The 25,635-nt window shown below is 59.4% G+C and carries 22 protein-coding genes; 10 read left to right on the forward strand and 12 right to left on the reverse strand.

Features of this window, described 5'->3' with window-relative positions:
- Position 1 precedes the first annotated feature (1 nt).
- The 6 genes from leuA to AC07V4_RS21730 form a co-directional block, all read right to left on the reverse strand.
- Positions 2-1,696 carry a 2-isopropylmalate synthase gene (leuA, locus tag AC07V4_RS21705; RefSeq protein ID WP_492638168.1) on the reverse strand — a complete coding sequence of 565 codons (1,695 nt, stop codon included), beginning with the start codon at positions 1,694-1,696 and terminating at the stop codon, positions 2-4.
- A gap of 629 nt (positions 1,697-2,325) precedes the next feature.
- Positions 2,326-2,562 (reverse strand): hypothetical protein, encoded by a 237-nt coding sequence (locus AC07V4_RS21710; RefSeq protein ID WP_492638169.1) that lies wholly within the window; start codon positions 2,560-2,562, stop codon positions 2,326-2,328.
- Between the two features lie 57 nt (positions 2,563-2,619).
- Positions 2,620-2,784 carry a DUF2474 domain-containing protein gene (locus tag AC07V4_RS21715; RefSeq protein WP_492638170.1) on the reverse strand — a complete coding sequence of 55 codons (165 nt, stop codon included), beginning with the start codon at positions 2,782-2,784 and terminating at the stop codon, positions 2,620-2,622.
- A complete protein-coding gene (gene cydB / locus AC07V4_RS21720) occupies positions 2,771-3,787 on the reverse strand; it encodes a cytochrome d ubiquinol oxidase subunit II (RefSeq protein WP_431753139.1) in 1,017 nt (338 codons plus the stop codon). The genes AC07V4_RS21715 and cydB overlap by 14 nt, the downstream gene beginning before the upstream one ends.
- Positions 3,788-3,802: 15 nt before the next feature.
- Positions 3,803-5,224: a cytochrome ubiquinol oxidase subunit I gene (locus AC07V4_RS21725; protein ID WP_492638171.1), complete on the reverse strand. Its 1,422-nt coding sequence runs from the start codon at positions 5,222-5,224 to the stop codon at positions 3,803-3,805.
- 93 nt (positions 5,225-5,317) lie between these two features.
- A complete protein-coding gene (locus AC07V4_RS21730; protein WP_492638172.1) occupies positions 5,318-7,642 on the reverse strand; it encodes an FdhF/YdeP family oxidoreductase in 2,325 nt (774 codons plus the stop codon).
- Between the two features lie 442 nt (positions 7,643-8,084).
- On the opposite strand from AC07V4_RS21730, the gene moaA reads away from it, so the two are divergent.
- The 4 genes from moaA to moaE are packed head-to-tail and all read left to right on the forward strand — an operon-like array spanning position 8,085 to position 10,341.
- A complete protein-coding gene (moaA, locus tag AC07V4_RS21735) occupies positions 8,085-9,083 on the forward strand; it encodes a GTP 3',8-cyclase MoaA (protein WP_492638173.1) in 999 nt (332 codons plus the stop codon).
- Between the two features lie 38 nt (positions 9,084-9,121).
- A complete protein-coding gene (moaC, locus tag AC07V4_RS21740) occupies positions 9,122-9,616 on the forward strand; it encodes a cyclic pyranopterin monophosphate synthase MoaC (protein WP_492638174.1) in 495 nt (164 codons plus the stop codon).
- Positions 9,613-9,864, forward strand: coding sequence for a molybdopterin converting factor subunit 1 (moaD, locus tag AC07V4_RS21745; RefSeq protein ID WP_492638175.1), 252 nt, complete (start codon positions 9,613-9,615; stop codon positions 9,862-9,864). Before moaC ends, moaD begins: the two co-directional genes overlap by 4 nt.
- Positions 9,865-9,867: 3 nt before the next feature.
- Complete coding sequence (gene moaE, locus AC07V4_RS21750; RefSeq protein ID WP_492638176.1) at positions 9,868-10,341, forward strand: molybdopterin synthase catalytic subunit MoaE; 474 nt, start codon at positions 9,868-9,870, stop codon at positions 10,339-10,341.
- Here moaE and AC07V4_RS21755 read toward each other — a convergent pair.
- Both AC07V4_RS21755 and moaB read right to left on the reverse strand, forming a co-directional pair.
- Complete coding sequence (locus tag AC07V4_RS21755) at positions 10,325-11,530, reverse strand: molybdopterin molybdotransferase MoeA (protein WP_492638177.1); 1,206 nt, start codon at positions 11,528-11,530, stop codon at positions 10,325-10,327. The genes moaE and AC07V4_RS21755 overlap by 17 nt on opposite strands.
- Positions 11,527-12,066 (reverse strand): molybdenum cofactor biosynthesis protein B, encoded by a 540-nt coding sequence (moaB, locus tag AC07V4_RS21760; protein WP_492638178.1) that lies wholly within the window; start codon positions 12,064-12,066, stop codon positions 11,527-11,529. Before moaB ends, AC07V4_RS21755 begins: the two co-directional genes overlap by 4 nt.
- A 284-nt stretch (positions 12,067-12,350) precedes the next feature.
- Between moaB and AC07V4_RS21765 the strand changes: the two genes are divergently transcribed.
- On the forward strand, positions 12,351-13,247 hold the full coding sequence (locus tag AC07V4_RS21765) for a LysR family transcriptional regulator (protein ID WP_492638179.1): 897 nt from the start codon (positions 12,351-12,353) through the stop codon (positions 13,245-13,247).
- A gap of 18 nt (positions 13,248-13,265) precedes the next feature.
- Complete coding sequence (gene fdhD, locus AC07V4_RS21770; protein WP_492638180.1) at positions 13,266-14,093, forward strand: formate dehydrogenase accessory sulfurtransferase FdhD; 828 nt, start codon at positions 13,266-13,268, stop codon at positions 14,091-14,093.
- An 11-nt stretch (positions 14,094-14,104) separates the two neighbouring features.
- Here fdhD and AC07V4_RS21775 read toward each other — a convergent pair whose 3' ends face one another.
- The gene (locus AC07V4_RS21775) at positions 14,105-16,378 is read right to left on the reverse strand and encodes an FdhF/YdeP family oxidoreductase (protein WP_492638181.1); all 2,274 of its coding nucleotides are present in this window, start codon (positions 16,376-16,378) and stop codon (positions 14,105-14,107) included.
- A 249-nt stretch (positions 16,379-16,627) separates the two neighbouring features.
- Here AC07V4_RS21775 and AC07V4_RS21780 point away from each other — a divergent pair, with 249 nt between their 5' ends.
- Together AC07V4_RS21780 and AC07V4_RS21785 are read left to right on the forward strand one after the other, a co-directional pair.
- Entirely contained in the window at positions 16,628-17,653 is a 1,026-nt protein-coding gene (locus tag AC07V4_RS21780) for a hypothetical protein (RefSeq protein WP_492638182.1), read from the forward strand.
- 129 nt (positions 17,654-17,782) lie between these two features.
- Entirely contained in the window at positions 17,783-19,222 is a 1,440-nt protein-coding gene (locus tag AC07V4_RS21785; RefSeq protein ID WP_492638183.1) for an ArnT family glycosyltransferase, read from the forward strand.
- A 15-nt stretch (positions 19,223-19,237) separates the two neighbouring features.
- Here AC07V4_RS21785 and AC07V4_RS21790 read toward each other — a convergent pair whose 3' ends face one another.
- Positions 19,238-19,726, reverse strand: a complete 489-nt coding sequence (locus AC07V4_RS21790; protein ID WP_016976786.1) for a TIGR00645 family protein — start codon at positions 19,724-19,726, stop codon at positions 19,238-19,240.
- Positions 19,727-19,888: 162 nt separating this feature from the next.
- On the opposite strand from AC07V4_RS21790, the gene AC07V4_RS21795 reads away from it, so the two are divergent.
- Entirely contained in the window at positions 19,889-21,712 is a 1,824-nt protein-coding gene (locus AC07V4_RS21795; protein ID WP_492638184.1) for a hypothetical protein, read from the forward strand.
- 5 nt (positions 21,713-21,717) lie between these two features.
- Here the strand turns inward: AC07V4_RS21795 and AC07V4_RS21800 are convergent, their stop codons facing one another.
- Both AC07V4_RS21800 and AC07V4_RS21805 read right to left on the reverse strand, forming a co-directional pair.
- Complete coding sequence (locus tag AC07V4_RS21800) at positions 21,718-22,035, reverse strand: PA4575 family protein (RefSeq protein ID WP_431749659.1); 318 nt, start codon at positions 22,033-22,035, stop codon at positions 21,718-21,720.
- A 307-nt stretch (positions 22,036-22,342) separates the two neighbouring features.
- A complete protein-coding gene (locus AC07V4_RS21805; RefSeq protein WP_492638185.1) occupies positions 22,343-24,781 on the reverse strand; it encodes a Lon protease family protein in 2,439 nt (812 codons plus the stop codon).
- 281 nt (positions 24,782-25,062) lie between these two features.
- Between AC07V4_RS21805 and AC07V4_RS21810 the strand changes: the two genes are divergently transcribed.
- The gene (locus tag AC07V4_RS21810) at positions 25,063-25,551 is read left to right on the forward strand and encodes a DUF3015 domain-containing protein (protein ID WP_431752793.1); all 489 of its coding nucleotides are present in this window, start codon (positions 25,063-25,065) and stop codon (positions 25,549-25,551) included.
- Positions 25,552-25,635: the final 84 nt, after the last annotated feature.

The raw sequence follows: 25,635 nt of genomic DNA on the forward strand, positions 1-25,635 counted from the left end.
CTCAGGAAGGCACCGCAACACTCACCACGCTGAGCAGGCCCAGGCGCGATGCGCGGTTGACAGCACTGGTCACCGCCTTGAGAGAAGCCAGCAAGCTGCTGCCATCGCGGGCGGCACCGAACAGCAACTGATTGCCCACGCGGATTTCCACATAAGCCAGAGCTTCAGCCTGGGCCCCATCACGGGTGGCATGCTCGTGGTAATCAGCGATATCGAAGTGAATGCCTCGCTGGACAAAGGCATCGACCAGCGCCGCCAATGGGCCGTTGCCCTCACCGCTCAAGTCGATGTGCTGCGCACCGTGTTCAAGGGTGGCTTCCAGATAGGTCACATCCCCCTCGCTGACCAGTTTTGGCATCCGCAGCGCGTAAGGCTTGCCCTGTTCCAGGTAATGCCGGGTAAAGCAGGCAAGGATCATCTCCCCGCTGATTTCCTGACCGGAGCCATCCGCTTCCTGTTGGACCAAGCTGCTGAATTCCATCTGCAAGCGACGCGGCATCACGATGCCATGCTGCTCCAGCAAATACGCCACGCCACCTTTGCCCGACTGGCTGTTGACGCGGATCACCGCTTCATAGCTGCGGCCCATATCGGCAGGGTCGATTGGCAGGTACGGCACTTCCCACATACCGTTCGGGTTGGCCTGGCGTGCCGCAAAGCCTTTCTTGATCGCGTCCTGGTGCGAACCGGAGAAGGCAGTGAACACCAACTCGCCGGCGTATGGGTGACGAGGATGGGTCGGCAACTGATTGCAGAACTCCACCTCACGCTGGACATGGATGATGTCCGAGAAATCCAGCCGAGGATCAATGCCACTGGTGTAGAGGTTCATCGCCAGCGTCAGGATATCCACATTGCCGGTTCGCTCACCGTTACCGAACAACGTGCCCTCGACACGCTCAGCACCTGCCAGGCATGCCTGCTCCGCAGTAGCAACGCCGGTGCCGCGGTCGTTATGGGGATGGACGCTGATGACCACGCTGTCCCGGCGGCTGAAATGCCGGCAGAACCATTCGATCTGGTCGGCGAACACATTGGCGGTGGAGACTTCCACCGTTGTCGGCAGGTTCAGGATCATTTTGTTGGACGGGGTCGGCCCGAACGCATCCGTCACCGCCTCACAGACCTCCAGCGCAAACTCCAGCTCGGTGAAGCAAAAGGTTTCCGGGGAATACTGGAATGTCCACTGCGTCCCGGGATTGTTCTCCATGTGGCGCTTGATCTCGCGTGTTGCTTGGGTGGCGATCTCGATACAGCCGGCACGATCCACACCAAAGACAACATCGCGGAACACCGGAGCGGTGGCGTTATATACATGCACAATCGCCCGTGGAGCGCCCTTCAGCGCCTCGAAAGTGCGCTCGATCAGATGGCTGCGCGCCTGCGTCATCACTTGAATCGTGACATCGTCAGGAATCGAGCCGCTGTCGATCAGCTCGCGTACATAGTCAAAATCGGTCTGGGAAGCGGCCGGAAAACCCACCTCAATTTCCTTGAAGCCCACCTTGACCAGCAAATCGAAAAAACGGCGTTTGCGCTCGGCATTCATCGGCTCTATCAAGGCTTGGTTACCGTCGCGCATATCGACGCTGCACCAAGTGGGAGCTAGCGCTTGCACGTTGCCGGGCCATTGGCGGTCGGGCAAGTCCACGGTATTGAAATGGCGATATTTGCTGGACGGATCCTTGAGCATCATGACGGCTTCTCCTTTTTTCGACAGTTACGAGAGTGGGCAGCCGAAGTGGCCGTTCACTCTCGCTCGTTAGATCAAACACTAAACGAAACCGATAAAAACCAATTGCGAATTTTATTAATAACTCCATAAAAACCAATATTAAAAACTAAAAATCATGATTTTTTTGGTGATTTATTTCGACAAGACAAGAGTAACTGCAACGAAAGAGTACCAGCAAAGCTCAACAAAAAAGGGTCGCTCAACCCTCTCTCAGCCGCTGTAGGGGCGCCCGCCTCAGAGAATAATGGGGCGCCGAAGGAGTTCCGACACCGTGCTAAGGACCTGCCTTCAGGGCAACTTGACAGAGCCAGGCTGTCGAACCATATATTGGATCCAAGACCCAAAAACAAGCCTGCTAGCGAGAAAAAATTGAAATCTACGATAGCCCCTAAAGCAGCTTTTCCTGAGATATAAGCTCAATCTCCGTCATCACGAAACCTAGCGGAAAAGACGTTAAGGGATGGGATTTTGAACGGAACCCTTGCAGGCGGAACGGCCCACCACTTCAACAAAAAAAGACGTCCAAGGACGTCTTTTTTTGTGCCTGCGATTCAGTAAAAGCCCTCCGCCAACCTCACGGAAACACTTCATCAAGGCAAAAAGTTTACCCAATGCTCCGCCGCTTCCTGCGTCTCTTGAAACGCCTGCTCATAACTCTCCCAATGATCCCCCTCCACATACACCGTAAGGGGCGTTGCACCTGTCAACGTCAACGTTGCACCCACCGGAACGTCGAGCGGTGGGCTCCAGCTGAAACCGATCTGTACCACGACACCTTTCTTCGTCTTGTATTCAACAGGATGGGTCTTATCAATGCGTGCCGACATATGTGCCTCCTAGATCCGGCGCCGTCTTCGGCGCCGGACGTTCATGGGGTTACGCCCTCAATGGCTGGTCATGCCGGCCATGTGCATCACCCAGCGCAAACCGCTGGCCACGATGCCGAGTGCGATCACGCTGGCGAACCAAATAGCGATCAGCCAAAACACCCGCTGGTACCAGGGCCCCGGCTGGTGTGGCCTCGGTTTTTCCGTCTCAGTGGTAGCCATCGCCAATCCTCACTTTTCCGCGGAATACGTAGTAGCTCCAGCAGGTGTACATCAGGATGATCGGCAGGATGAACAGGGTGCCGATCAGGATGAACAGCTGGCTGGACGGTGGCGATGCGGCGTCCCACAGGCTGATGGACGGCGGCACGATGTTCGGCCAGATGCTGAAGGCCAGGCCGATGTAGCCCAGGAAGACCAGCACCAGGGTGAATACGAACGGCCAGTGGGAGTGATGTTGACGCAACGTCTTCAGCAACCCGACCAGCGCGAGTACGCCCAGCAGCATCAGCCCACCGAAGACCACGATGTGCGCATGGGAGAACCAGCGCGTGGCGATTTCCGGATGCAGCCACGGTGTCCACACGCAGAGCACGGCCACCACTGCCATCAGGACGAACGCCAAATAGCGGCTGAACAGACGCATCCGCGATTCGAGCATGCCTTCGGTCTTGACCAGCAACCAGGTGCTGCCCAGCAACGCGTACGCCACCACCAACCCGACGCCGCAGAACAATGGGAACGGTGACAGCCAGTCCAGCGTGCCACCGGCAAACTGGCGATTCAGTACCGGGATGCCGGCAATGTAGGTGCCGATCACCACGCCCTGGCAAAAGGTCGCCAGGAACGAGCCGCCGATGAACGCCATGTCCCAGATGTGCCGCTTCTGCGGGCTGGCCTTGAAGCGAAACTCAAACGCCACGCCGCGAAAGATCAGCCCCGCCAGCATGAAGATCAGCGGCAGGTACAGCGCCTCCAGGATCACCGAATAGGCCAGTGGAAACGCACCGTACAACGCTGCCCCACCGAGGATCAGCCAGGTCTCGTTGCCATCCCACACCGGCGCCACGGTGTTCATCATCACGTCGCGCTCCTGCTCGTCCGGGATCAACGGAAACAGGATGCCCAACCCCAGGTCGAAGCCATCCATGATCACGTACATCATCACCCCGAAGGCAATGATCACGCCCCATATCAACGACAGGTCTATGCCTTGAATGCCCATGTGCAATCCCCTTGATCAGTTGGTGTGGTCGCCGGACGCCAGCGTCTCGGTGACAGCGGACAGGGGACGGCGTGGTGTGCGTTCCTGGCCGGGGCCGCCCTGAGGCGGGTGGTCGTGATGGGGCTGCGGGCCCTTGCGCACCAGCTTCATCATGTAGCCGATACCCACGGCGAACACCGAGAAGTAGATCACTACGAATAGCGCCAGGGAGATGCTCAGCTGCGTGACGGAATGATTGGACGCCGCGTCGGCGGTGCGCATCAGCCCGTAGACCACCCACGGCTGGCGACCGACCTCGGTGGTGATCCACCCGGCCAGCATCGCGATCAGGCCCGTTGGCGCCATGAACAACACCAGGCGCAGGAACAGGCGGTTGCGATACAGCGCGCCATTACGTCGCAAAGCAAACGCGAGCAATCCGGTGAAGATCATCAACATCCCCAGCCCTGCCATGATCCGGAAGCTGAAGAAAATGATGGTCGAGTTCGGCCGATCCTCTTTGGGAAAACTCTTGAGCGCCGGGATTTGTTTGTCCAGGCTATGGGTGAGAATGAGACTGCCCAAGTACGGCACCTCGATCGCATAACGCGTCTTTTCGGCGTCCATATCGGGGATCCCGAACAACACCAACGGCGTCGCCTCGTTACCGACGTTTTCCCAATGCCCCTCAATCGCGGCAATTTTCGCCGGTTGGTGCTCCAGGGTGTTCAGGCCATGAGCGTCACCGACCACTGCCTGGATCGGCGCCACGATCAACGCCATCCACATTGCCATCGACAGCATTTTTCGCACCGCCGGCGTGTCGTTCTTGCGCAGCAAATGCCAGGCCGCCGAAGACCCGACAAAGAACGCCGTGGCAACAAAGGCAGCGATTGCCATGTGCATCAGACGGAACGGGAACGACGGGTTGAAGACGATGGCTAACCAATCCAGCGGCATCACTCGGCCATCCACGATGGAAAAGCCTTGCGGTGTCTGCATCCAGCTATTGGAGGCCAGAATCCAGAACGTGGAAATCAGCGTGCCGATGGCAACCATGACCGTGGAAAAGAAGTGCAACCCACGCCCTACCCGGTTCCAGCCAAACAGCATGACGCCCAGGAAACCCGCCTCGAGGAAGAACGCCGTCAGCACTTCATAGGTAAGCAAAGGCCCGGTGATACTCCCGGCGAAATCCGAGAACCGGCTCCAGTTGGTGCCGAACTCGTACGCCATGACCAGGCCCGAGACCACGCCCATGCCGAAGTTGACCGCGAAGATTTTCGACCAGAAGTGGTACAGGTCCTTGTAGACCGAGTTGTTGGTTTTCAGCCATAGACCTTCCAGCACGGCCAGGAAGCTGGCCAGGCCGATGGTGATGGCGGGAAAGATGATGTGAAACGAGACCGTGAACGCAAATTGAATGCGCGCCAGGTCGAGCGCTCCAGGATTTAACATGACGATACCCTCATTGAGCCTTGCGGCCCGCAGCGAACAGATGCCCAGCGATCAGCAGAACCCGAGGCGGCGCTTGAGCCGCCCCGGTCCAGCTCAAGCGCCGAGGGACTGAATCAGGTTGCTGGCCGGCGCAGGCTCAAGCCGAATGGCGATGAACTTCGACGTCGGGGTATAGGTGCGGTCGCCATAGCTTTCCAGCGGCACCAGCGGGTTGGTCTCCGGGTAATAGGCGGCGGCCTGGCCACGCGGGATGTCGTAGGCAATCAAGGTAAAACCGCTGACCCGACGCTCGCGCCCATCGCCCCACAGCGAGACCATGTCTACCTTCTGCCCTGGCTCGTAGCCCAGCTGGCGAATGTCCTGCTCATTGACGAACACCACGTCGCGCATGCCATAAACCCCGCGATAGCGGTCATCGAGCCCGTACAACGTCGTGTTGTATTGGTCGTGGGAGCGCATGGTCTGCAGGATCAGGTCCGGTTTGACGTCAAGGTTGCGCACGCCTTCGCTGACCAGGTGCGCGGGCAACACGCTCGGGGCGAACTGGGCTTTGCCACTGTCGGTTTTCCAGATGCGATGCGCGGCGTTGTTGCCTAGGTGGAAGCCGCCCGGGTGCAGAAGCTTCTGGTTGAAGTCCTTGAAGCCGGGAATGGTGTCGGCAATCAAGTCGCGGATACGACTGTAGTCGGCCACCGCCCACAACCAGTCAATCGGATGTTTGCCCAGGGTCGCGTTGGCGATCCCGGCGATGATTGCCGGTTCCGAGCGCATCAAGGGCGACTTGGGTTTCAGTTGCCCGTGGGAGATGTGCACCATGCTGAAGGTGTCTTCCACCGTCACGCCTTGCGGGCCTTCTTCCTGCATATCGATATCGGTACGACCCAGGCACGGCAGGATCAAGGCTTCGCGGCCCGTCACCAAATGGCTGCGGTTGAGCTTGGTGGCGATATGCACGGTCAGGTCGCAGTTGCGCAAGGCCGCATGGGTGCGCGGGCTGTCTGGCGTCGCCTGTGCGAAGTTGCCGCCCAGGCCGATGAAGACTTTGGAGCGCCCTTCCTCCATGGCGGCAATCGCCATCACCGTGTTGTGGCCGTGGCGGCGCGGCACCTTGAAATCAAAGCGTGCCTCCAGCGCATTGATCAGCTCCGGTGGGGCCAGTTCGTTGATGCCCATGGTGCGGTCGCCTTGCACGTTACTGTGCCCGCGCACCGGCGACAGCCCCGCGCCCGGCCGGCCGATGTTGCCGCGCAGCAATTGCACGTTGATGATTTCCTGCACGGTCACGACCGAATGCGCGTGCTGGGTCACCCCCATGGCCCAGCACATGATCACCCGCTTGGCGCGGCGATACATGCGCGCGGCGAGTTCGATGTCTTCAAGGCTCAGGCCGGATTGCTCGACAATGTGTTCCCACGAGGTGGCGTCGACTTCCGCCAGGTAGCGCTCGAGGCCCGAGGTGTGTTCGGCAATGAATGCACGGTCGAATACGGCCTCGCCATTGTTTTCCAGGGCTTCACGCTCCCATTTCAGCAAGAACTTGGCGATACCACGAAAGGCCGCCATGTCGCCGCCCAGTGCCGGGCGAAAGTACGCCGACGAGGTCGGTTCGGAACCGTTGGTGAGCATCTCCAGTGGGTGCTGCGGATGCTGGAAACGTTCCAGTCCACGTTCCTTGAGCGGGTTGAAACAGATCACCTGGGCGCCGCGCTTCACCGCCTCGCGCAGCGGTTCGAGCATGCGTGGGTGGTTGGTGCCTGGGTTCTGCCCGATCACGAAAATCGCATCGGCTTCTTCCAGGTCATCAAACGTCACCGTGCCTTTACCCACGCCGACGCTGTCGTCCATGCCCAGGCCGCTCGCTTCGTGGCACATGTTCGAGCAGTCGGGAAAGTTGTTGGTGCCATAGGCGCGAACGAACAACTGATACAGATAAGCCGCTTCGTTACTGGCCCGGCCCGAGGTATAGAACTCCGCCTGATCCGGTGACTCCAGCTCGTTCAGGTGCTTGGCGATCAGGGCAAAGGCGTCGTCCCAACTGGTTTCGACATAACGATCCAGCGAGTCGTCGTAACGCATCGGGTGAGTCAGGCGCCCTTGGAATTCGAGCCAATAGTCACTTTGCGCCGCCAGTGACGACACCGTGTATTTATTGAAGAACGCCGGGTTGACCAGGCGCCCGGTGGCTTCCCAGTTAACCGCCTTGGCGCCGTTTTCGCAGAACTTGACCATGCCGTTTTCCGGCGACTCGCCCCACGCACAACCCGGGCAGTCGAAGCCGCCATTCTGGTTGGTCTTGAGCATCGCGCGGATGTTCTTGAACGCGTTTTCACTGCCCAGCCAGTTTTTCGTCACCGCAATCAGCGCGCCCCAACCAGCGGCCGCCCCCTTGTACGGTTTATAACGCTCAACTTCGCTCATAGTTCTTCTCCAGACTTCACACGTAGGCGGCGGCCTAACTTAAAGCCGTTATTGGTGATTGTTTTTCAGGCGTCGTAAAACGCGAACCTATTTAAAGCTCACTGAATAGGCGTCGCGCCGACCCGTTTCACGGGCTTACTATCGGGTTACGCTTTCAGACTATTCCGGGCGCAAACAGCCTGTCTAATCACAAATAATGACCAAGCCATCGAAATGATCTATCAAGAAAATTATTCTTAATTTTCAACAATATAAAAATAAAAACACAACTAAAAGACCTAATTAAACCGTCATAGATCTCGTCGATCATCCGTTAATTAATAGTGATTAGACGGCGATAAAAAACAACTTTAGCCTCCACTTAAACAAGGCAATTACTTCTATTGCCTGCCTAAAAACCAGCGCCATGAAGACACTCACTGAGTCGCTGCCGGAGGTTTTAATGACCGACCAGATTTTGCTGGATAGTTTTTCTCGCCGGGTCGACTACCTCAGAATGTCGGTGACCGACCGCTGCGACTTCCGTTGTGTCTATTGCATGGCCGAAGACATGGAGTTCCTGCCCCGCCAGCGCATCCTGACGCTGGAAGAGCTTTATCAACTGGCTGAAAGTTTTGTGGGGCTGGGCACTCGAAAAATCCGCCTGACCGGCGGTGAGCCATTGATTCGCCCAGGCGTGGTTGAACTGTGCAAGCGCATCGCCGCACTCCCTGGCCTGCGCGAGTTGTGCATGACCACCAACGGCTCGCAACTGGGCAAGCTGGCCGTGCCGCTGTTCGAGGCCGGGCTCAAGCGCCTGAACATCAGCCTCGACAGTCTTGACCCCCAGCGCTTTCGTGAACTGACGCGCACCGGCGACCTGGCCAACGTCATCGCCGGCATCGACGCTGCGAACGCCGCCGGTTTTCAACGCACCAAACTCAATTGCGTGGTGATGAAAGGGCGCAACGATCACGAAATCAACGACCTAGTGGCGTTCGCTATCGACCGCGGGCTGGATATTTCCTTTATCGAAGAAATGCCCCTGGGCGTCATCAGCGAGCACAGCCGTGCCGAAGCGTTCTATTCCAGCGCACAAGTGCGCGAGCGTATCGCCGAACGCTACACGCTGATCGACTCCGCAGAGTCGACCCAAGGCCCCTCACGTTACTGGCGCCTGGCCGAGGCACCGCATATCCGCCTGGGCTTCATTTCCCCGCACAGCCACAACTTCTGCGGCACGTGCAACCGCGTGCGGCTGACCGTTGAAGGCCGGCTGCTGCTGTGCCTGGGCAACGAGCATTCGGTCGATCTCAAGGACGTCCTGCGCCGTTATCCGGGTGAACCGAAACGCCTGGAGAGCGCCATTATCGAAGCGATGAAAATCAAACCGTATCGGCACAACTTCGAACTCAACGATGACGTGCAGGTTGTCCGCTTCATGAACATGACCGGCGGCTAGTCGTGCCGGTTTTCTCTTGAATTGATCCGAGGTTACCCATGAACGAACGCCCCAACTCTCTCACGCATCTGGACGCCGCCGGCCGGGCCAACATGGTCGACGTCACGGACAAGGCCGCAACCACCCGCGAAGCACAAGCCCAGGCATGGGTGCGCATGCAGCCGTCCACACTGAAGCTGATCCAACACAATGGGCATCCCAAGGGCGACGTGTTTGCGGTCGCCCGTATTGCCGGAATCATGGCGGCAAAGAAAACCCACGAACTGATCCCGCTCTGCCACCCGCTGATGCTCAGCTCGATTCACCTCGAATTGAGCGCTGTGGAGCCCGACCGCGTCCGGATCGTCAGCACCTGCCGGCTCAACGGCCAGACCGGCGTCGAACTGGAGGCCCTGACCGCCGCCAGCGTGGCGGCCTTGACGATTTATGACATGTGCAAGGCCGTGGACCGCGGAATGGTCATCGACCAGATCCAGTTGCTCAAAAAGCAGGGTGGGAAGTCAGGCTCCTTTGTCGCCGGAGACGCCCAATGATTCTGGTCAGCTACTTTGCGCGCTATCGGGACCAACTGGGTGTCGGCGGCGAAAAAATAGCGCTGGACGGCTCGTTGCGCACGATTGAGGACGTGAGACTGCATCTGTGCGCCAGAGGGCCGATCTGGCAGCAAGTGCTTGGAGAAAATAGCCTCATGTGCGCGCTGAACCACGAGCTGTGTACACCCGCCGCCGTGATAGAAGACTTCGATGAAATCGCGTTCTTCCCTCCAGTGACCGGAGGTTGAGCCATGTCGATTCAGGTCCAGGCCGAGCTATTTGACGTGGGTGAAATGACCCGCAGCGTCCACGCCGAAGACCCGGGCGTGGGCGCCGTGGCCACGTTCGTGGGGTATGTGCGCGATATCAACCAAGGGGATCAGGTCAGCGAGCTATTCCTGGAGCATTACCCGGGGATGACCGAGCGCTCCTTGCAACGGATCGTCGACCAGGCCCAGGCACGCTGGCCCTTGCGGCGGGTGACCCTCATCCACCGCGTGGGGGTGTTGAAGGTGGGTGAGCCCATCGTGTTTGTCGGCGTCGCCAGCGAACACCGACAGGCCGCCTTCGATGCCTGCGCGTTCCTGATGGACTACCTGAAGACCCGCGCGCCCTTCTGGAAGCGCGAACAGACGCCGGCCGGTGAGCGCTGGGTAGACGGCAGGGAAAGTGATCGGCAGGCGGCCAAGCGCTGGGACGCTAGAGGTCTCAGAACAAATCGCTGAAGGGAATGAACCGTGCCATCTCACCGGCTTGCAGGGTGCAGCCCTCGGGGATTTCCACCAGTCCATCCGCCCACGAGGCGCCCAGCAGCACACCTGAACTCTGGTTCGGATACAACACCGCCCTTCCCTGCTCCAGCCTGGCCCGCAGGTACTCGCGGCGATTGCCGGCTTTCGGCCAGTCAAAACCTACGCTCACCGCAAAGCTCAGGGGCGTGACATCTTCGACGCCCTGGATACGCAACAGGTAAGCCCGCGCCAGCAGGCCGAACGTCACCAATGCCGAGGTCGGGTTACCCGGCAGGCCGATGACCGGCACGCTGCCAAAGTAGCCCACGGTCAGGGGTTTGCCTGGCTTGATCGAGAGTTTCCAGAACAGCGGTTTGCCGCATTCACGCAGTACCTGGCCAAGGCAATCGGCATCGCCGGCAGAGACACCGCCAGTGGTCAGGATCAGGTCGGCGGCGTGTTGCAACTGTTCCAGTTTGAGGCGTGTGCGTTGTGGCTGATCGGGAAGAATGCCGCCATCGATGACGTCGCATCCCAGCGCGCTCAACCAGTGGCTGAGCAAGGTGCGATTGCTGTTGTAGATGCAGCCGGGTTTGAGTGGCGTTCCCGGCTCAGCCAGTTCGTCACCCGTGGACAGCAGCGCCACCCGGGGCCGGCGTACCACCGACACATGCGTGCAGCCCTGCGCCGCCGCGATGGCCAGTTCGAAAGGCCCGAGACGCTTGCCGGCGGCGAGCAGCACCTGGCCGGCGCGATTTTCCTGGCCTTGCGGACGGATATTCTGGCCCACGCGCAACGGCTGCGTGAATCGCACACGGCCATCGTCCTGCACGTCGACGTTTTCCTGCATCTCGACGCAGTTGGCGCCCTCGGGCACCGGTGCGCCGGTAAAGATTCGCGCGCAGGTGCCGGGTAGCAGAGCCTGCGGCGCAACGCCGGCGAAGATCTGTTGCGACACCGTCAGCGGCTGGCCCTGCCAATCGTCGACATTCAGGGCATAGCCATCCATGGCGCTGTTCGGCCACGGCGGCAGGTCCAGGGTCGCAACCAGGTCATTGGCCAGTACCCGTTGCCGCGCCTCACTCAGGGCGACCGGTTCGCTGTCTTGCAGGCGTTGCTGCTGTGCCATGGCCAGCAGCGAAGCAATCGCCTCTTCCACTGACATCAGCGGTGAACGGCTCATCCCCGCGTCCCGCACAGTGCCACCGGCTTGAGATGTGGTACGAAATTGCACGGCCGGTGGCGCGCATCGAGCTGCTCGGCAAGAATGCCTTCCCAGGCTGTGCGGCAGGCACCGGTCGAGCCCGGCAGGCAGCATACCAACGTCCCGTTGGCCAACCCGGCCAAGGCACGGCTCTGCACCGTGGAGGTGCCAATATCAAGGATCGAGATCGCACGGAACAGCTCACCAAAACCGTCAATCTGCTTGTCCAGCAAGCAGCTCACCGCTTCGGGCGTACTGTCGCGGCCGGTGAAGCCGGTGCCCCCGGTAATCAACACCACTTGAATCTGCTCGCTGGCGATCCAGGTCGCGACCTGCGCGCGGATCTTGTACAGGTCATCCTTGAGCAGGTTGCGCTCACTGAGGCTGTGTCCGGCTTCCAACAGGCGGCTGACCAGCAATTGCCCGGAGGTATCGTTGGCATATTCCCGGGTATCACTGACGGTCAACACTGCAATGTTCAACGGTACAAACAACGCATCCGACGTTACGCTCATGGGGTTCTCCGGCAGGCCATTATCAAAACAATTACCCGAGGCTAAAGCGCGCAAACACAGGCTGTCTAATCGTTACGGCTGACCGGGTTATCGAGCGTTTCTATCAGCGGTTTTCCTGCCTTGAATTCGCCGGTTATCGAGTGAATCGATCACGCCTTCAATACAGGTGATTGGACGCGCAGGCCCTACAATGAGATGGTCTGCTCCTCTCACCCGCTCGCTCTGCGGGTTTTAGACACTGGCACGCATAACGACCTCTTACTTCTTCCCAGGCAGGTGCCTTGATGGACATAAAGCAACTCAAATTCCTGATCGCGCTGGAGCAGACCCGTCACTTCGGCCAGGCAGCCGCGCGCTGTCATATCACCCAGCCGACCCTGTCGATGCGCTTGCGCAACCTGGAGGATGAGCTGGGACTGGAGCTGGTCACTCGTGGCCAGCGCTTCGAAGGTTTCACCCAGGCCGGTGAGCGCGTGCTGGCCTGGGCCAGAACCTTGCTCGCCGCCCATGACGGGTTGTTCGCCGAAGCCGCTGCGTGTCGCGGTCAGTTGGTGGGTAACTTGCGCCTGGGCCTGGTGCCACTCAGCGGATTCAATCCGATCAGCTACGTCCAGAGCCTGTCCCACTCATTCCCGGAGCTCAAGTTCAGCCTGTCGTCCATGAGTTCGGACAAGATCATCGAAGCCTTGGGTACCAACCAACTGGACTTGGGCGTGTGCTACCTGGAACACCTGAACCCCAACTACCTGGAGTTCTTCGAACTGGGTGAGACCCGTGTGGGCCTGTTGTACGACACGCGCCACTTCCATTTCGAAGGTACGGAAATGAGTTGGGAAGACGCCGCCGAGTTGCCCCTGGGGATGATCAGCAATGGCATGCACTATCGAAAATCCATTGACCTGAGTTTCCGCAGCCGCGGCCTCGACCCCCAGCCCATACTCGAAAGCGATTCGACGTATCAGCTGTTCCAGGCGATCCACGAAGGTTTTTGCTGCGCGATCATGCCGTTGGACAGCGGCCTGGAGAGCCCGATCGAGAACCTGGCGTTTATCAACCTGCCGGATGCCAGCGTGCTCGCGCCTCTGGGCCTGGTCATGCGCAAGACCGAGCCACGCTCGGCCATTGCCGAAAAGTGTTTTGCGCACGCCAAGCAACTGTTTGCTGCCAAGGCTGCGGTCTAGGGTATTGGAGGTTTGTTTATGATTTGCCGAATCGAACAGCCCGTTGAACTCAGCGATGCCAATGCACCGGCACCACAGCCAATCAATGTCGCTTATCGAGACTATGACGAGGGCGCGCAGGTGTCCCAAGCGGCGCTGGCGGCGGAAATCGCCCTGGCCATCAGTTACAACGGTTTGAGCCAAGCCGTGATGATGGTTTCACCCGGCAACATCGAAGACTTCATCCGGGGCTTCAGCATCAGCAATGGGATCATCGACCACCTGGGCGAGATTTACGACATCCAACTCGCGCATTTTGACCAGGCATGCCAGGCCGACGTCCAAATCTCCAGTCGTGCGTTCTGGGCCTTGAAGGATCACCGACGGCAAATGGCGGGCACCAGCGGTTGCGGGCTGTGCGGCGTGGAAGCACTGGAACAGGCGCTGCCCCAATTGGACGTTCTGCAACCCGCGCCTCTGCCGCCCGCGCATCACCTCAAGGGCTTGCGTGAGCGCATCGAAGAGGCCCAGGTCATGGGGAAAAGCACTGGCGCCTTGCATGCGGCTCTGCACTTCGGCGCCGACGGCTCAGCCCTGCTGTGCCGTGAAGACATCGGCCGCCACAACGCGCTGGATAAATTGATCGGGGCGATGCAACAGGCGCAAGTCGATGCACGCAGCGGTTTCACGGTAGTCACCAGCCGCTGCAGCCTGGAGCTGATCCACAAGGCGGTCAGGGCCAAGCTGGGCACCTTGGTCAGCTTGTCGGCACCCACCGTATTAACCGTGCAATGGGCACGTAAACACCATCTCAACCTGATCCACGTGCCTCACCGGAACGCACCGCGGATCTACAGCCCGATCTGACGCAGCCGGGCTCAATTGACCTGCGAGCGCATCACCCTCACCGGCACCGACTTGTAGGAGGGCGTGCCACTGTCGACATCGATGTAATCCAACGGCACCAGTTGGTTGGCCTCCGGGTAATAGGCGCCCACCGAGCCTGTGGATATCTTGTACTCGATGGCGGTGATCTTCTCGTAGCGCAACTTGCGCCCCTGGGTGACCGTTTCGATGTCGACCAGGTCACCGTGAGCCAACCCCCTGGATTCCAGGTCGGCCGGGCTCATGAACAACACATCCCTTCGCCCGAACACCCCCCGATAGCGATCATCGAGCGCATAGACCGTGGTGTTGTACTGGTCATGACTGCGCAGGGTGATCAGCCGCAGGACGTCATCACCATCGACTTCCTTATCCTCATGCAAACCGGGGAACACAAAGAACTCAGCCTTGCCCGAGGGTGTCATCCAGATACGCTCGGTAGCCGGCAGGGGCATGCGAAAACCACCTGGAACACGAATGCGCTCGTTGTAGTCATCGAACCCCGGGATGGTTTTTTCGATGAGGTCGCGAATCTTGTCATAGTCAGCCGCCAGCTCCGTCCAAGGCACCTTGCTGTCGGGCAATGCAGCGCTCGCCAGGCCCGCCACAATGGCCGGTTCTGAACGCAGGAACTCAGAGGCTGGCATCAACTTGCCGGCCGAGGCATGCACCATCGACATGGAGTCTTCGACCGTGATCGATTGACGGGCACCATTCTGAAGATCCAGCTCGGTGCGGCCCAGGCAGGGGAACAGGTAGGTTTCCTTGGCCACCAGCAGATGGGTGCGGTTGAGCTTGGTGCCGATATGCACGCTCAAGTCCAATTTGCCCATGGCCGGGAAGCACTGGCCCGGGTCAGGCAGTGCCACTGCAAAGTTGCCTCCCAGACAGAACAGCGCCTTGGACTCCCCCGCGATCATCGCTTGCATCGCCTGCACCGCATCGTGCCCGTGGGCAGGCGGGGGCTTGAAGCCCAGCACCTGTTCGAGCTTGCCAAGAAAGGCACTGGAAGGTTTTTCGGTGATGCCGACGGTTCGGTTGCCTTGCACGTTGGAATGGCCCCGCAATGGGCAAATGCCGGCACCGGGTTTGCCGATGTTGCCGCGCAACATCAACAGGTCACAGATCAGCCGGACGTTGGCAGTCCCTTCGTTATGCTGGGTGATCCCCATGCCGTAGGTCACGATGGTGGCGTTGGATTTCGCATAGGCGGCGGCCACTTTTTCCATGTCGGCCTTGAGCAATCCACTTGCGGACTCGATGTCTGGCCATAGGGTCGCCAACAAGTCCGCCTTGAGCGCCTCGAAGCCGTTGGTGTGTTGCTCGATAAACGCATAGTCGATGACCTCGCCGACCGACGCCTCCAACTCCAGCAACGCTTTCATCACGCCCTTGATCGCCGCAGCGTCCCCACCCGCCTTGACCTGTAGATAAGTCGACGCAATGCGGGTGGAGCCATAGGTGGCCATTTCAATCATGTCTTGCGGATCGCAAAAGCGTTCCAGTGCGCGTTCGCGCAGAGGGTTGAACACCATGATGGGGACTTTGCGCCGGGATATTTCGTGCAGCGTTCCCATCATGCGCGGATGGTTGGTGCCGGGGTTGTGCCCGATGGAAAGCACCAACTCACACAGGTCAAAGTCATCCAGTGAAACAGAACCCTTGCCCATCCCGATCGAGCGCGGCAACCCAACGCTAGTGGGCTCGTGGCACATGTTTGAACAGTCCGGAAAGTTATTGGTCCCATATTCACGGGCGAACAGTTGATACAGGTAGGCGGCCTCATTCGAAGCTCTGCCTGAGGTATAAAACTCGACCTGATCAGGCTCCAGTCCACGCAGTATTTCGCCGATGCGTGCGAAGGCCGTTTCCCACGCCACAGGCTGATAGGTGTCGCTTGCCCGGTCATAAACGAGAGGGTGCGTCAGGCGCCCCAAGTCTTCGAGTTCAAAGTCACTTCGGTGCAGCAACGTCGAGACCGGATGGTTGGCAAAGAATTCAGGCGTCACGCGCTTGCTGGTCGCTTCCCAGGTCACGGCTTTGGCGCCGTTTTCGCAAAATTGGAAGGTGGATTTGTGCTCTTTGTCCGGCCACGCGCAGCCGGGGCAATCGAATCCATCCGGCTGATTGGTGCGCATCAGGGTAATAGGCGCTTTGAGTGTGTCCATCTGCTCACGCACCGCTGTCGCGGTCGCCTTGAGCGCCCCCCACCCGCCTGCGGGACCATCATAGTTACGTACGCCTGGAACCTTGCGCTTTATAGCCATGATCACTCCATAGACGGTTCATCACCCAAGGGCTGGAACCGATAGCTGCATAGTAACGGCCGTGACAAGGCCGTCATACAAGCGCAAGAACCGTTCACGTCTCTTGAGCGTGATTTAAAACCTAGGTGGCAGCCCCCTCCCTGTCAAAGGCAAAGGACGACCGGTAAACCTGACGCTCGCCTACTGGAATCGCACCACACGACCCATTACCCTGACGGCCTTTATCAGACAACCGGAAGTCAGATACCCGTGCTCAAGCCCCTTGCTGTCATTGCCCTTGCCTGTACGCCTTTCTTTGCCAGCGCTGCCGACCTGGCCGGGGTGTGGAAAGGTACCTTGGGCAAATCCGCCATCGTGGCCTGTTTCAATGGCGCCGATGGCGAGCACGGCAGCTATTACTACCAGCGCATCCTCACGCCGATCCAACTGACCCAAGCCAGCGACAACGCGCCCTGGGTGGAAACGGGCAATACCGGTTTCTGGGCGTTGCAACAGCCGCAGGGCGATACGCTCACAGGCTCATGGAGCAAAAACCCAGGTGGTGCACCGCTGCCACTCAACTTGCAACGTATCGATGCGCAAGGCTGTGGCAGCGACGCCTACAACGCGCCCATGGAAGCCGCGCCTCTACCGATCAAGACCGAGCAGAAAACCTTCGGCGAGCACCGCTATCAGCTCAAGACCCAAGGCGCTCGGGTCACGCTCAAGCTCGAAGGCGACAGCCCGGCGTTCCAGAAGATCAACCAGCAACTCGCCGCCCTGGCCGTCAGCGACGATGACCAGGTGAACTACCTGCAAGAGCGGCGCGAGTACCTCGGCCGCAACGGTTCGGCCTACACCAGCGAAATAGACGTGGAGCCCACGTACTGGTCCTCCCAATACATCACTGTCAGGTTTTACCGTTGGGCCGCCGGCACCGGCGCCAGGGGGATCAGTTGGGGCCTGCACTCCTGGAACCTGCAAACCGGTGCAAGCGTCGACCCCTGGACGTGGTTCGGCGGGCATCAGGAGTGGTATGACGCCTTCTCCGGCGACGTGAAGCTGCCGACCGAATTCAGTCGCTGGCTGGCCCAGCAAACCAGCACTGATGAAGGTTGCCCGGCGATCACCAGCTATTCCACCTTCGACCTGAGCTTCAACACCCAAGGCTTGCAACTCTCCACGCGCGCCACGGGTGACGGCTGCGATAACGAACTGAATTTCACCTGGGAGCAATTGGCACCGGTGTTGACCGAGCCAGGCAAGGCGGCGCTACCCCGCTTGAAACAGCCCTGAAAAGCGGGCTCGGCCAGCCTTACAAAAACCCCACATTGATTCACGAAATGTTAAGAATCGCTCTCGTATACTGCTTGATCGCCCACGACCGTTCCCCCGAGCGGTCCCTTTCCCCGGTAGCCAGAATCCATGACGCGCCCCGCCTCTCTGCTGCTCCTTCTCGCTGGTCTGTTATTTTTCTTCGCCCTTGGCGGCCATGAGCTACAAGGCTCCACCGAAGCCCGCGTGGCCGGGATCGCCATGGCCATGCACCTGGACAATGACTGGGTGATCCCGCGCCTGTTCCGCGAACCGTTCCTGGAAAAACCACCCCTGAGCCTATGGCTGGACGCCGGCGCGATTCGCCTGTTCGGCGCCTCGACCTGGGCGGTGCGCCTGGCTTCGGCGTTTGCCGGGTTGTTCAGCGTGATGCTGTTCTACGGGATGTTGCGCAAGTTTGGCCGTCCCAAGTCGCTGGCGTTCTGCGCCGCGATGATCCTGGCGACCATGGCCAGTTACTGGGGCAATGTGCGGGGCGTGGGTGAAGACTCGTTGCTCAGCCTCGGCGTGACCACTGCGCTGCTGGCGTTCTACCAGGCGATGCGGCCCGAATCCGAGCGCCAAGGCTCCACTGTGTGGGCCTGGGCATTGTTTACCCTGGGGATGGTCATCGCCACCTTGAGCAAAGGTGTGCTGGGCTTGGCGATGCCGGGTATCGTGATCTTCGTGTACCTGGTCGTGACCAGCCTGATGGATAAGCGCCTACGCATCGGCGACTGGCTCAAACCGGCCTTGTTCACGCTGCTGGCACTGGTGCCGCTGCTGATCTGGCTGGGTTTCCTGTACCAGCGTGGCGGGATGCAGGCGGTCGGTGAGGTGTTGTGGACCAACAGCGTCGGACGCTTCAGCGGCTCGTTCGTGGAAGCCGGGCATTACGAGCCGTTCTACTACTACCTCGCGAAACTGCCTGAAGCGTTTCTACCCTGGAACATCCTGGTGTACCTGGGCCTGTGGCACTTCCGCAAAAGCCTGATGCGCAATCGCTACCGTCTGTTTTTCAGTGTGTGGCTGGTGGCGCAATTCACCCTGCTGACCCTGGCCTCCAGCAAGCGCACCGTGTACCTGATGTCGCTTACCCCTGCCGCCGCCGTGCTCGCGGCCGAATATGCGCGGGTACTGCTGGAATGCCTGAAAGACCGTAAGCCTGGTCTGTACCGCTACCACCGGCAGGTGATCGGCGGCGTATTCGGCGTGCTCATTGCCTGCTACCTGAGCGCCGCATTCTGGTTCGCGCCCAAGGCGGACGCCGTCGAGTCCTTCGTGCCAGTGATCAGCCATCTCCAGGCGCTGCAGGCAGAAGGTCGGGAAGTCGCGATGTATCAGCCTAACGAACGGATTGCCGGCGCCGGGGTGTTCTACATGCAAGCCTACGTGCCCATCCTGAACACCGAAGCCGAATTACGTGCGTTCCTCACGGCCAAACCGGGCAACGTTGCGTTGATGGATCACACCGACCGACTGAATGAAAAGGTCACGGTGATCAAGCAGATGGCAATCGGCCGCCAGCCTTACTACTTCGCGGAGCAGTAAGGCCGGCGCGGGTCATCAGTGCTTGGTGACCTTGTCCAGATACCCCATGGCGAACGCCGAGATCACGAAGGTCATGTGGATGATCACGTACCACATCAGGTGTTGTGGATCGACGTTCTTGGCGTCCATGAAGATACGCAGCAAGTGGATGGACGAAATCGCCACGATGGATGCCGCCACTTTCATCTTCAACGAAGACGAGTCCATGGTGCCCAGCCAGTTGAGCTTTTCTTTGCTTTCATCGATATCCAGCTGCGAGACGAAGTTCTCGTAGCCGGAAATCATCACCATCACCAGCAAGCCGCCAACCAGGGCCATGTCGATCAACGACAGCAGCACCAGGATCAGCTCGGACTCGGCCATCGAGAACACGCTCGGCAGCAGGTGAATCACTTCCTGGAAGAATTTCAGCGCCAGCGCCAGCAACCCCAGGGACAAGCCGAAATAGATGGGCGCCAGCAGCCAGCGCGAGGCGTACATAGCATTTTCGATAAAACGTTCCATTGGATCTCACACAGCGTGGCTAAAAATGGCCGCGAGTATACCAGCCAGTACCCAGCGCCTGTCACCGCGAGAAAACTGACCCAGGTGGCATCTGTAAGAGAGTTTTTCTGCTAGTGTCGAGACCATTCACTTGGCTCGATGATGTCGGACAGGAAGACTCAGATGATGGATGTGCGATCCCCTTTGGCCAGCATCGGCCTGTGTGCGGCGTTGCTGATAGCCAGCGGCTGCTCCCCCAAAGAAGAGCAGAAGCAGGCAACACTCGAAGAGAAAACCACAAAATTCGAACAGTCGCTGGACAGTATCCAAGACCCCAAATTGCGGGATGCCATCGCCGACCTTGGCGGCTCGCTGCTGTTACTTGAACGTGCACGCATCAAGCTCGCCAACAAGCCGATCGAAGCAGAATACGGCGAAGACACGCTGGCCTTGCTCAAGCACTACCCAACGCCCCAAGCCTTGGTGGACACCTACATCAACGGCCTGTTCGTGCTACGCAAAGCCTCCCACTCCGACTACCTCACGGATCTGCAGCCGGTCTTCCCGTTCACCTTCAACAGCCCTGACCAGTTCCCCTTCCCCCACGGCCTGGAATGGCAGTCGGTGACCTTGAGCAACAACAAGGTCATCCCCTTCCAGCCGGAATGGTCGGAGACCGACCCAGGCATTCAACTGAGCCCCAGCAGTTCCAACCTGACCAACCCCGACGACCTGACGGTGACCTACCCCTTCATCGAAGGCGTCGAGACGGACAACAAGAGCCAGCCTCAACCCGTGAGCCTCAAAGGCACGGTTGAAGTGGTGGCACCGGGCAAGGTGCTGACCTTCGACCTGTCAAAAAAGGACGTGGGGCGCAAGCGCACCGAGGGCAACATCACCCTCAACCTGGTGTTGCTGGAAAAAAACTACGCCGAGATCGAGCTGACCAACAGCGCGCCCTTGGCCGCAGAAGTGGGCGACGACTCGCCAAACCCTTTGCTGGTACAAGCACGGGACAGCACCGGGCAGTTCCTGACGCGCTCGGGCTCGATCAACGAAAGTGCAGCCCAAGTGGCGTTCTATGAGAAACAACTGGCCGAGATGCAGAAGCAGAAGGCGTGGTCCGATGCCTTTGAAACGCAACTGACCGACGAGCAGAAAGCCTTCGAACACAAGCAAACCAGCCATTACGCCAAGGTGTATTTCAATGGCGTGATCGACAACCTGCAGGTTGACGTCCTGGACTTTTCCACAGCCACGTTGACCCACAAGGACCTTGACCTGCCGGTGATGCGCTTCGACAGGAACAGCCTGCAGAAGACCGTGCAAGCCTTGCCGATGCCCGTCACGGTGTATGACGACAGCGCCGCCAGCTGGCTCAAAGATGCGGCCATGACCGAAGACCAACTGAAAAAAAGCGTCACCATCAGCCAATCGACCGACGATGCCAGCGCCGCCAAGCTCGTGTTCGACCACCCCTTTACCTTCAATGACGAGCTGGTGGGCGCCGAGCGTAACAGCAGCGACGAACCCATCACCTTCTTCACCGCGGACGACAAGGGCGAGCGTGACGAGCCCATCGAGCTGCCGAGCGAGGCATTTGAGTTGGATGCGGCGCGTGGCACCCTCACTTACGACCTCAACCTGTTCCCGGAAACCCCAGCCTTTGTGGTGGGCTCGATCCCAGTATTCCTGGCAACCATCGAGAAGGGCACGGTTGACGTCGCCAAACTGCCCAAGGGCCTGACGCTCAAGGACAACGCCCTGATCATCGATCAGAAAATGTTCCCTTCTGACAGTTGGCGTTTCTACGCCAAGGACGCCAGCGGCAACTACCTCAAGGAAATCCTCGGCGTCAGCCACCGTGCGGAGGAATACGGCACGGCGATGTTCGACGTGCATTACTTCTACGGTCAGCCGACCACCCTGGAAAGCTACCAGCGTACCGACCTGAACACCGTGCAATACGGCTTTGAGGTCAAGTTGGACAAACCCGAGAGCAAATAGCCGCTCTACAGGGCGAGGCGCTCCTGCCCACCATTGAGCTGTCGCAGATGTGCCTGCATGTGCAGGCACCAGATCTGCGGATCATCAGCCAGTGCGTATCCGTGCAGGGTGAGACTGTCGACAATCGACTGAAGAATGGTTTCTGCCACGAAGGGCCCATGAAACGGGCCTTGGGACTTGATGGTGGAAGGCTGCTCGCCGGTCATTCCGGCGGCAAACAACAAGGTCCACATCCCGTTATCCCCGGCCAGAGGACGAATGGAGCATTCGATACGGGTGACCAGGCCCAGGCATTGGCGGGTAAGGCAAAGGTTGCGCGACATGGCGGCGCCCCTCGGTAGATCGGTGTTCAGCCTCAATCATACGGCGAGGCTGTTTCTATCCTGCGACTCCTGTGGATATCCCTTGAAGTCAGAATAGAAGAAAACCGCAACAAACCAAGGTTGTAGGGACCAACGGGCGTTGGCCCCGAAATGACGTCAATTTTGTGGCGAATACTCCAAATACACCACTGAACCAATGTGGGAGCGGGCTTACTCGCGAAGGCGGAGTGTCAGCAGCAGATAGTCTGACTGGCCCACCGCCATCGCAGGCAAGCCAGCTCCCACACTCACCGCGTCGAACCAAAAATCAGGTGGGTTGGGTTTCAGCCTGCGCGTGCTGCGCCAGCTCCTTCTCCGCTTCCTTCAGGTCTTCCTCGCTGATCATCTCCGCAATCACCCGCAGACGCTCAACCACCCGCGCATTCACGCTGCCTTCCGGGAATTGCCCATCCGCATCCGGCTCACCGGCAGGCTCGCCCACCAGCAGGCTCAATGCCTCGTCCGCCTGACGCACGGCATAGATATGGAATTGGCCGTCCCGTACCGCTTTCAGCACCTTCTCGTCGAGCATCAACGTGGCGACGTTGGCCTGTGGGATGATCGCGCCCTGCTCGCCGGTCAAGCCACGCGCCTCGCAGAGACGGAAGAAGCCCTCGATCTTCTCGTTGACCCCGCCCACCGCCTGCACTTCACCGAACTGGTTGATCGAACCGGTAATGGCAAAGCACTGCTTGAGCGGCGTCTTCGACAGCGCCGAAATCAAGGTGCACGCCTCGCCCAAAGACGCACTGTCGCCGTCCACATAACCGTAGGACTGCTCCAGCGCGATGCTCGCCGAGATCGCCAGCGGGAATTCCTGGGCGTACCGGCTGCCCAGGTAACCCGTAAGAATCATCACGCCCTTGGAGTGAATCGGCTGGCCGAGGTTTACCTCACGCTCGATGTCGACAATGCCGCTGCCGCCCGGGTATACCGTGGCGGAAATCCGCGCCGGCACACCGAAGGCCGAATCGCCCACTTCCAGCACCGTCAACCCGTTGCACTTGCCCACCGCCGCGCCGGCAGTATCGATCAGGATCACCCCGGCGAGCATGTCGTCGAGAATCCGCGCCGACACTCGACCAGTGCGCGTGGCCTTGGCCTTGAGCGCGCGCTCGATGTGGCCGGCGTCGGTCATCTCATCGCCAGCCAAATGCCGGATGAAGTCCGCCTCGCTGACCAGTTGGAACAAATCACCAATCCGCGCCGACAAGCGCCCTTGGTGTTCCGCCAGCCGAGCGCTGTAAGTGGCCAGGCGCGCCACCGCGTCCGACGTCAGCGGTGCCATGCCTTCTTCCGACGTACGGGTTTTAAGCAACTGGGCGAACTGCTCCAGGCTTTCGTCGACCATCGGGATGTCTTCGTCGAAATCCACCAGGACGCGAAACATCTCCTGGAAGTCCGGATCGGCGTCCTGCAAGGCGTAGTACAGCTGACGCGAGCCGATGATGATCACCTTGACCTGCAACGGGATCATCTGCGGGTTGAGGGTCACGGTGGCCAGGCGGCCCAGTTCGCCCAGCGGCGACTCCATCTTCAGCTTGCGCGATTGCAGGGAACGCTTGAGCGCGTCCCACACGAACGGCTCGCCGAGCATTTTTTCCGCCTCGAGGATCAGGAAACCACCGTTGGCACGGTGCAAGGCGCCCGGACGCAACTGACGATAGGTGGTGTAGAGCGCCCCCTGATCGGTGCTGTATTCGATACGACCGAACAGGTTGTCGTAGGTCGGGTGCGGTTCGAACACCACCGGTGCTCCGCCGTTGACCGGGTGGCCGACCACCAGGCTCGGGCAGTATTGCTCTTCGAGCAGCTTGCGCGCCTGGGCGTCGGTCTTGGCGTCGTCCACCAATTGCTCGACCACGGTTTTAAGCAGGTATACCTGCATGGCCTGCAGGTAACCGCAAACGGCTGCGTTTTCCGCGTATTTTTCTGACAGCGGCGCGAGCAACGGTTGCAGGGCCAGGGTGATGGTTTCTTCGTTGAATTGGCGCAATTGGTTGTTGGACTCACGCTTCCACTGCGGCAGGCTGGCCAGTTCTTCGTTGAGGCGTTCTTCCAGCTCGGAAATATCCGTATGGAAGCGCTCGCGGTCGGCTTCCGGCAATTGCGAAAACTCGGCTTCATCGAGGGCCTTGCCGTCAAGCATTGGCGTGAACGCGATGTTGGAGCTGTCGCGGTACAGCGCCACGTCTTTTTCCAGGGCCAGGCGTTCGATCACGTCCAAAGCCTTGTCATAGCGCTGGTTGAAAGCGCGGTCGATGGCGCTTTTACGCTGCTGGTAAGTCGGGTGTTCGAAGGCCGCCGGGAAAGTAGCTGCCAGGTTGTCTATCAGGGCGTTGATATCGTTGATGAACGCCGCTGCCGCGCCGCCCGGCAATTCCAGGGCACGCGGTTCACGTGGTTCATCGAAATTATTCACATAGACCCAGTCCGCCGGGGTCTGCAGGCGTTTGCCTTCGGCCTTCAGATAGCGTTTGACGAACGAAAAGCGGCCAGTACCGGGTTCGCCCATGACAAACACGTTGTAACCGGGGCGTGGCATGGCCACACCGAACTGCAAGGCTTCAACCGCACGTTCCTGGCCAAGCACACCGCGAAAGGGCTCCAAATCATTGGTGGTCGAGAAGCTGAACTGTTCAGCGGAGAAAGGGCGAGTCAGCGCTTCGGGCGCTAGACGCAAGCTGGCAGCAACAGGATCAGGCATCGGGCTTCCTTACATCAGGCGGGGCAGATGACGGCATTCTGGCTCCCGGTTACGCGCTATGGCAAGGCGCGGCGTTGGGAAAGCTTAGACGCGGTCGGCGCCTTACAAAAAAATAGCGACCACTCTCGACAGCAACTCTGATTGTTTTATAAAAAATAACGGAACCCCAGGATCGTGCCTAAACTCCAAACTGCGCGGGTTGGACTAATAACTGGCCCCTAGGGCGCTGCGAAGCGCCTGAACCCCTTGTCCATTGGTTTGCACACAAAGAGAACAAAGCTATGAAACGGATCCTTCTTGGTACTCTCTTCACCGTCGTTTCCCTCAATGCAATGGCAGAAGCGCCAGGCGGCCCGAACTGCGGTTGGGGCAACATGATGTTCGAAGGCCAGCGCGGTACTCCAGCTCACTTCCTCGCTTCCACCACCAACGGCACCTCGGGTAACGCCACCTTCGGCATGACCTCGGGCACCAACGGCTGTAACACCAACAGCAAGCTGACCTACGGCGGCAAGTCCTGGTTTGCCATGAATGGCATGATGAACGAGCTGTCCGAAGACATGGCCAAAGGTAATGGCGAAGCGCTGACCACTTACGCGGTGGTACTGGGCGTCGCCCCTGAAGATCGCGAGCACTTCGCTGCCGTGACCCACGAGCACTTCCAGCAGATCTTCAGCAAAGCTGACGTGACCGCCGAGGATGTGCACACCAACACCCTCGCCGTCCTGAAAAACGATGCCCGCTTGGCGAAGTACGCTACCCAGGCTTAAGCTCGACCCGCCCGCGCCTTTCGAGGCGCGGGCTTTATTTTGGACCCGCCTCCCTTTGGGTCTCACTTTTTCCGACTTAAGTTG

The organism is Pseudomonas sp. GW821-FHT03A09, from assembly GCF_059421065.1.

Excerpts from the sequence above, each read along its gene's own strand:
- AC07V4_RS21715 (WP_492638170.1), bottom strand. The coding sequence starts at position 2,784 with ATGGCTACCACTGAGACGGAAAAACCGAGGCCACACCAGCCGGGGCCC.
- AC07V4_RS21755 (WP_492638177.1), bottom strand. The coding sequence starts at position 11,530 with ATGAGCCGTTCACCGCTGATGTCAGTGGAAGAGGCGATTGCTTCGCTG.
- AC07V4_RS21795 (WP_492638184.1), top strand. The coding sequence starts at position 19,889 with ATGATGGATGTGCGATCCCCTTTGGCCAGCATCGGCCTGTGTGCGGCG.
- AC07V4_RS21800 (WP_431749659.1), bottom strand. The coding sequence starts at position 22,035 with ATGTCGCGCAACCTTTGCCTTACCCGCCAATGCCTGGGCCTGGTCACC.
- cydB (WP_431753139.1), bottom strand. The coding sequence starts at position 3,787 with ATGGGCATTCAAGGCATAGACCTGTCGTTGATATGGGGCGTGATCATT.
- AC07V4_RS21710 (WP_492638169.1), bottom strand. The coding sequence starts at position 2,562 with ATGTCGGCACGCATTGATAAGACCCATCCTGTTGAATACAAGACGAAG.
- fdhD (WP_492638180.1), top strand. The coding sequence starts at position 13,266 with ATGATTTGCCGAATCGAACAGCCCGTTGAACTCAGCGATGCCAATGCA.
- leuA (WP_492638168.1), bottom strand. The coding sequence starts at position 1,696 with ATGATGCTCAAGGATCCGTCCAGCAAATATCGCCATTTCAATACCGTG.
- moaC (WP_492638174.1), top strand. The coding sequence starts at position 9,122 with ATGAACGAACGCCCCAACTCTCTCACGCATCTGGACGCCGCCGGCCGG.
- moaA (WP_492638173.1), top strand. The coding sequence starts at position 8,085 with ATGACCGACCAGATTTTGCTGGATAGTTTTTCTCGCCGGGTCGACTAC.
- AC07V4_RS21785 (WP_492638183.1), top strand. The coding sequence starts at position 17,783 with ATGACGCGCCCCGCCTCTCTGCTGCTCCTTCTCGCTGGTCTGTTATTT.
- AC07V4_RS21730 (WP_492638172.1), bottom strand. The coding sequence starts at position 7,642 with ATGAGCGAAGTTGAGCGTTATAAACCGTACAAGGGGGCGGCCGCTGGT.
- AC07V4_RS21810 (WP_431752793.1), top strand. The coding sequence starts at position 25,063 with ATGAAACGGATCCTTCTTGGTACTCTCTTCACCGTCGTTTCCCTCAAT.
- AC07V4_RS21725 (WP_492638171.1), bottom strand. The coding sequence starts at position 5,224 with ATGTTAAATCCTGGAGCGCTCGACCTGGCGCGCATTCAATTTGCGTTC.
- moaD (WP_492638175.1), top strand. The coding sequence starts at position 9,613 with ATGATTCTGGTCAGCTACTTTGCGCGCTATCGGGACCAACTGGGTGTC.
- AC07V4_RS21805 (WP_492638185.1), bottom strand. The coding sequence starts at position 24,781 with ATGCCTGATCCTGTTGCTGCCAGCTTGCGTCTAGCGCCCGAAGCGCTG.
- AC07V4_RS21790 (WP_016976786.1), bottom strand. The coding sequence starts at position 19,726 with ATGGAACGTTTTATCGAAAATGCTATGTACGCCTCGCGCTGGCTGCTG.
- AC07V4_RS21765 (WP_492638179.1), top strand. The coding sequence starts at position 12,351 with ATGGACATAAAGCAACTCAAATTCCTGATCGCGCTGGAGCAGACCCGT.
- AC07V4_RS21775 (WP_492638181.1), bottom strand. The coding sequence starts at position 16,378 with ATGGCTATAAAGCGCAAGGTTCCAGGCGTACGTAACTATGATGGTCCC.
- moaE (WP_492638176.1), top strand. The coding sequence starts at position 9,868 with ATGTCGATTCAGGTCCAGGCCGAGCTATTTGACGTGGGTGAAATGACC.
- moaB (WP_492638178.1), bottom strand. The coding sequence starts at position 12,066 with ATGAGCGTAACGTCGGATGCGTTGTTTGTACCGTTGAACATTGCAGTG.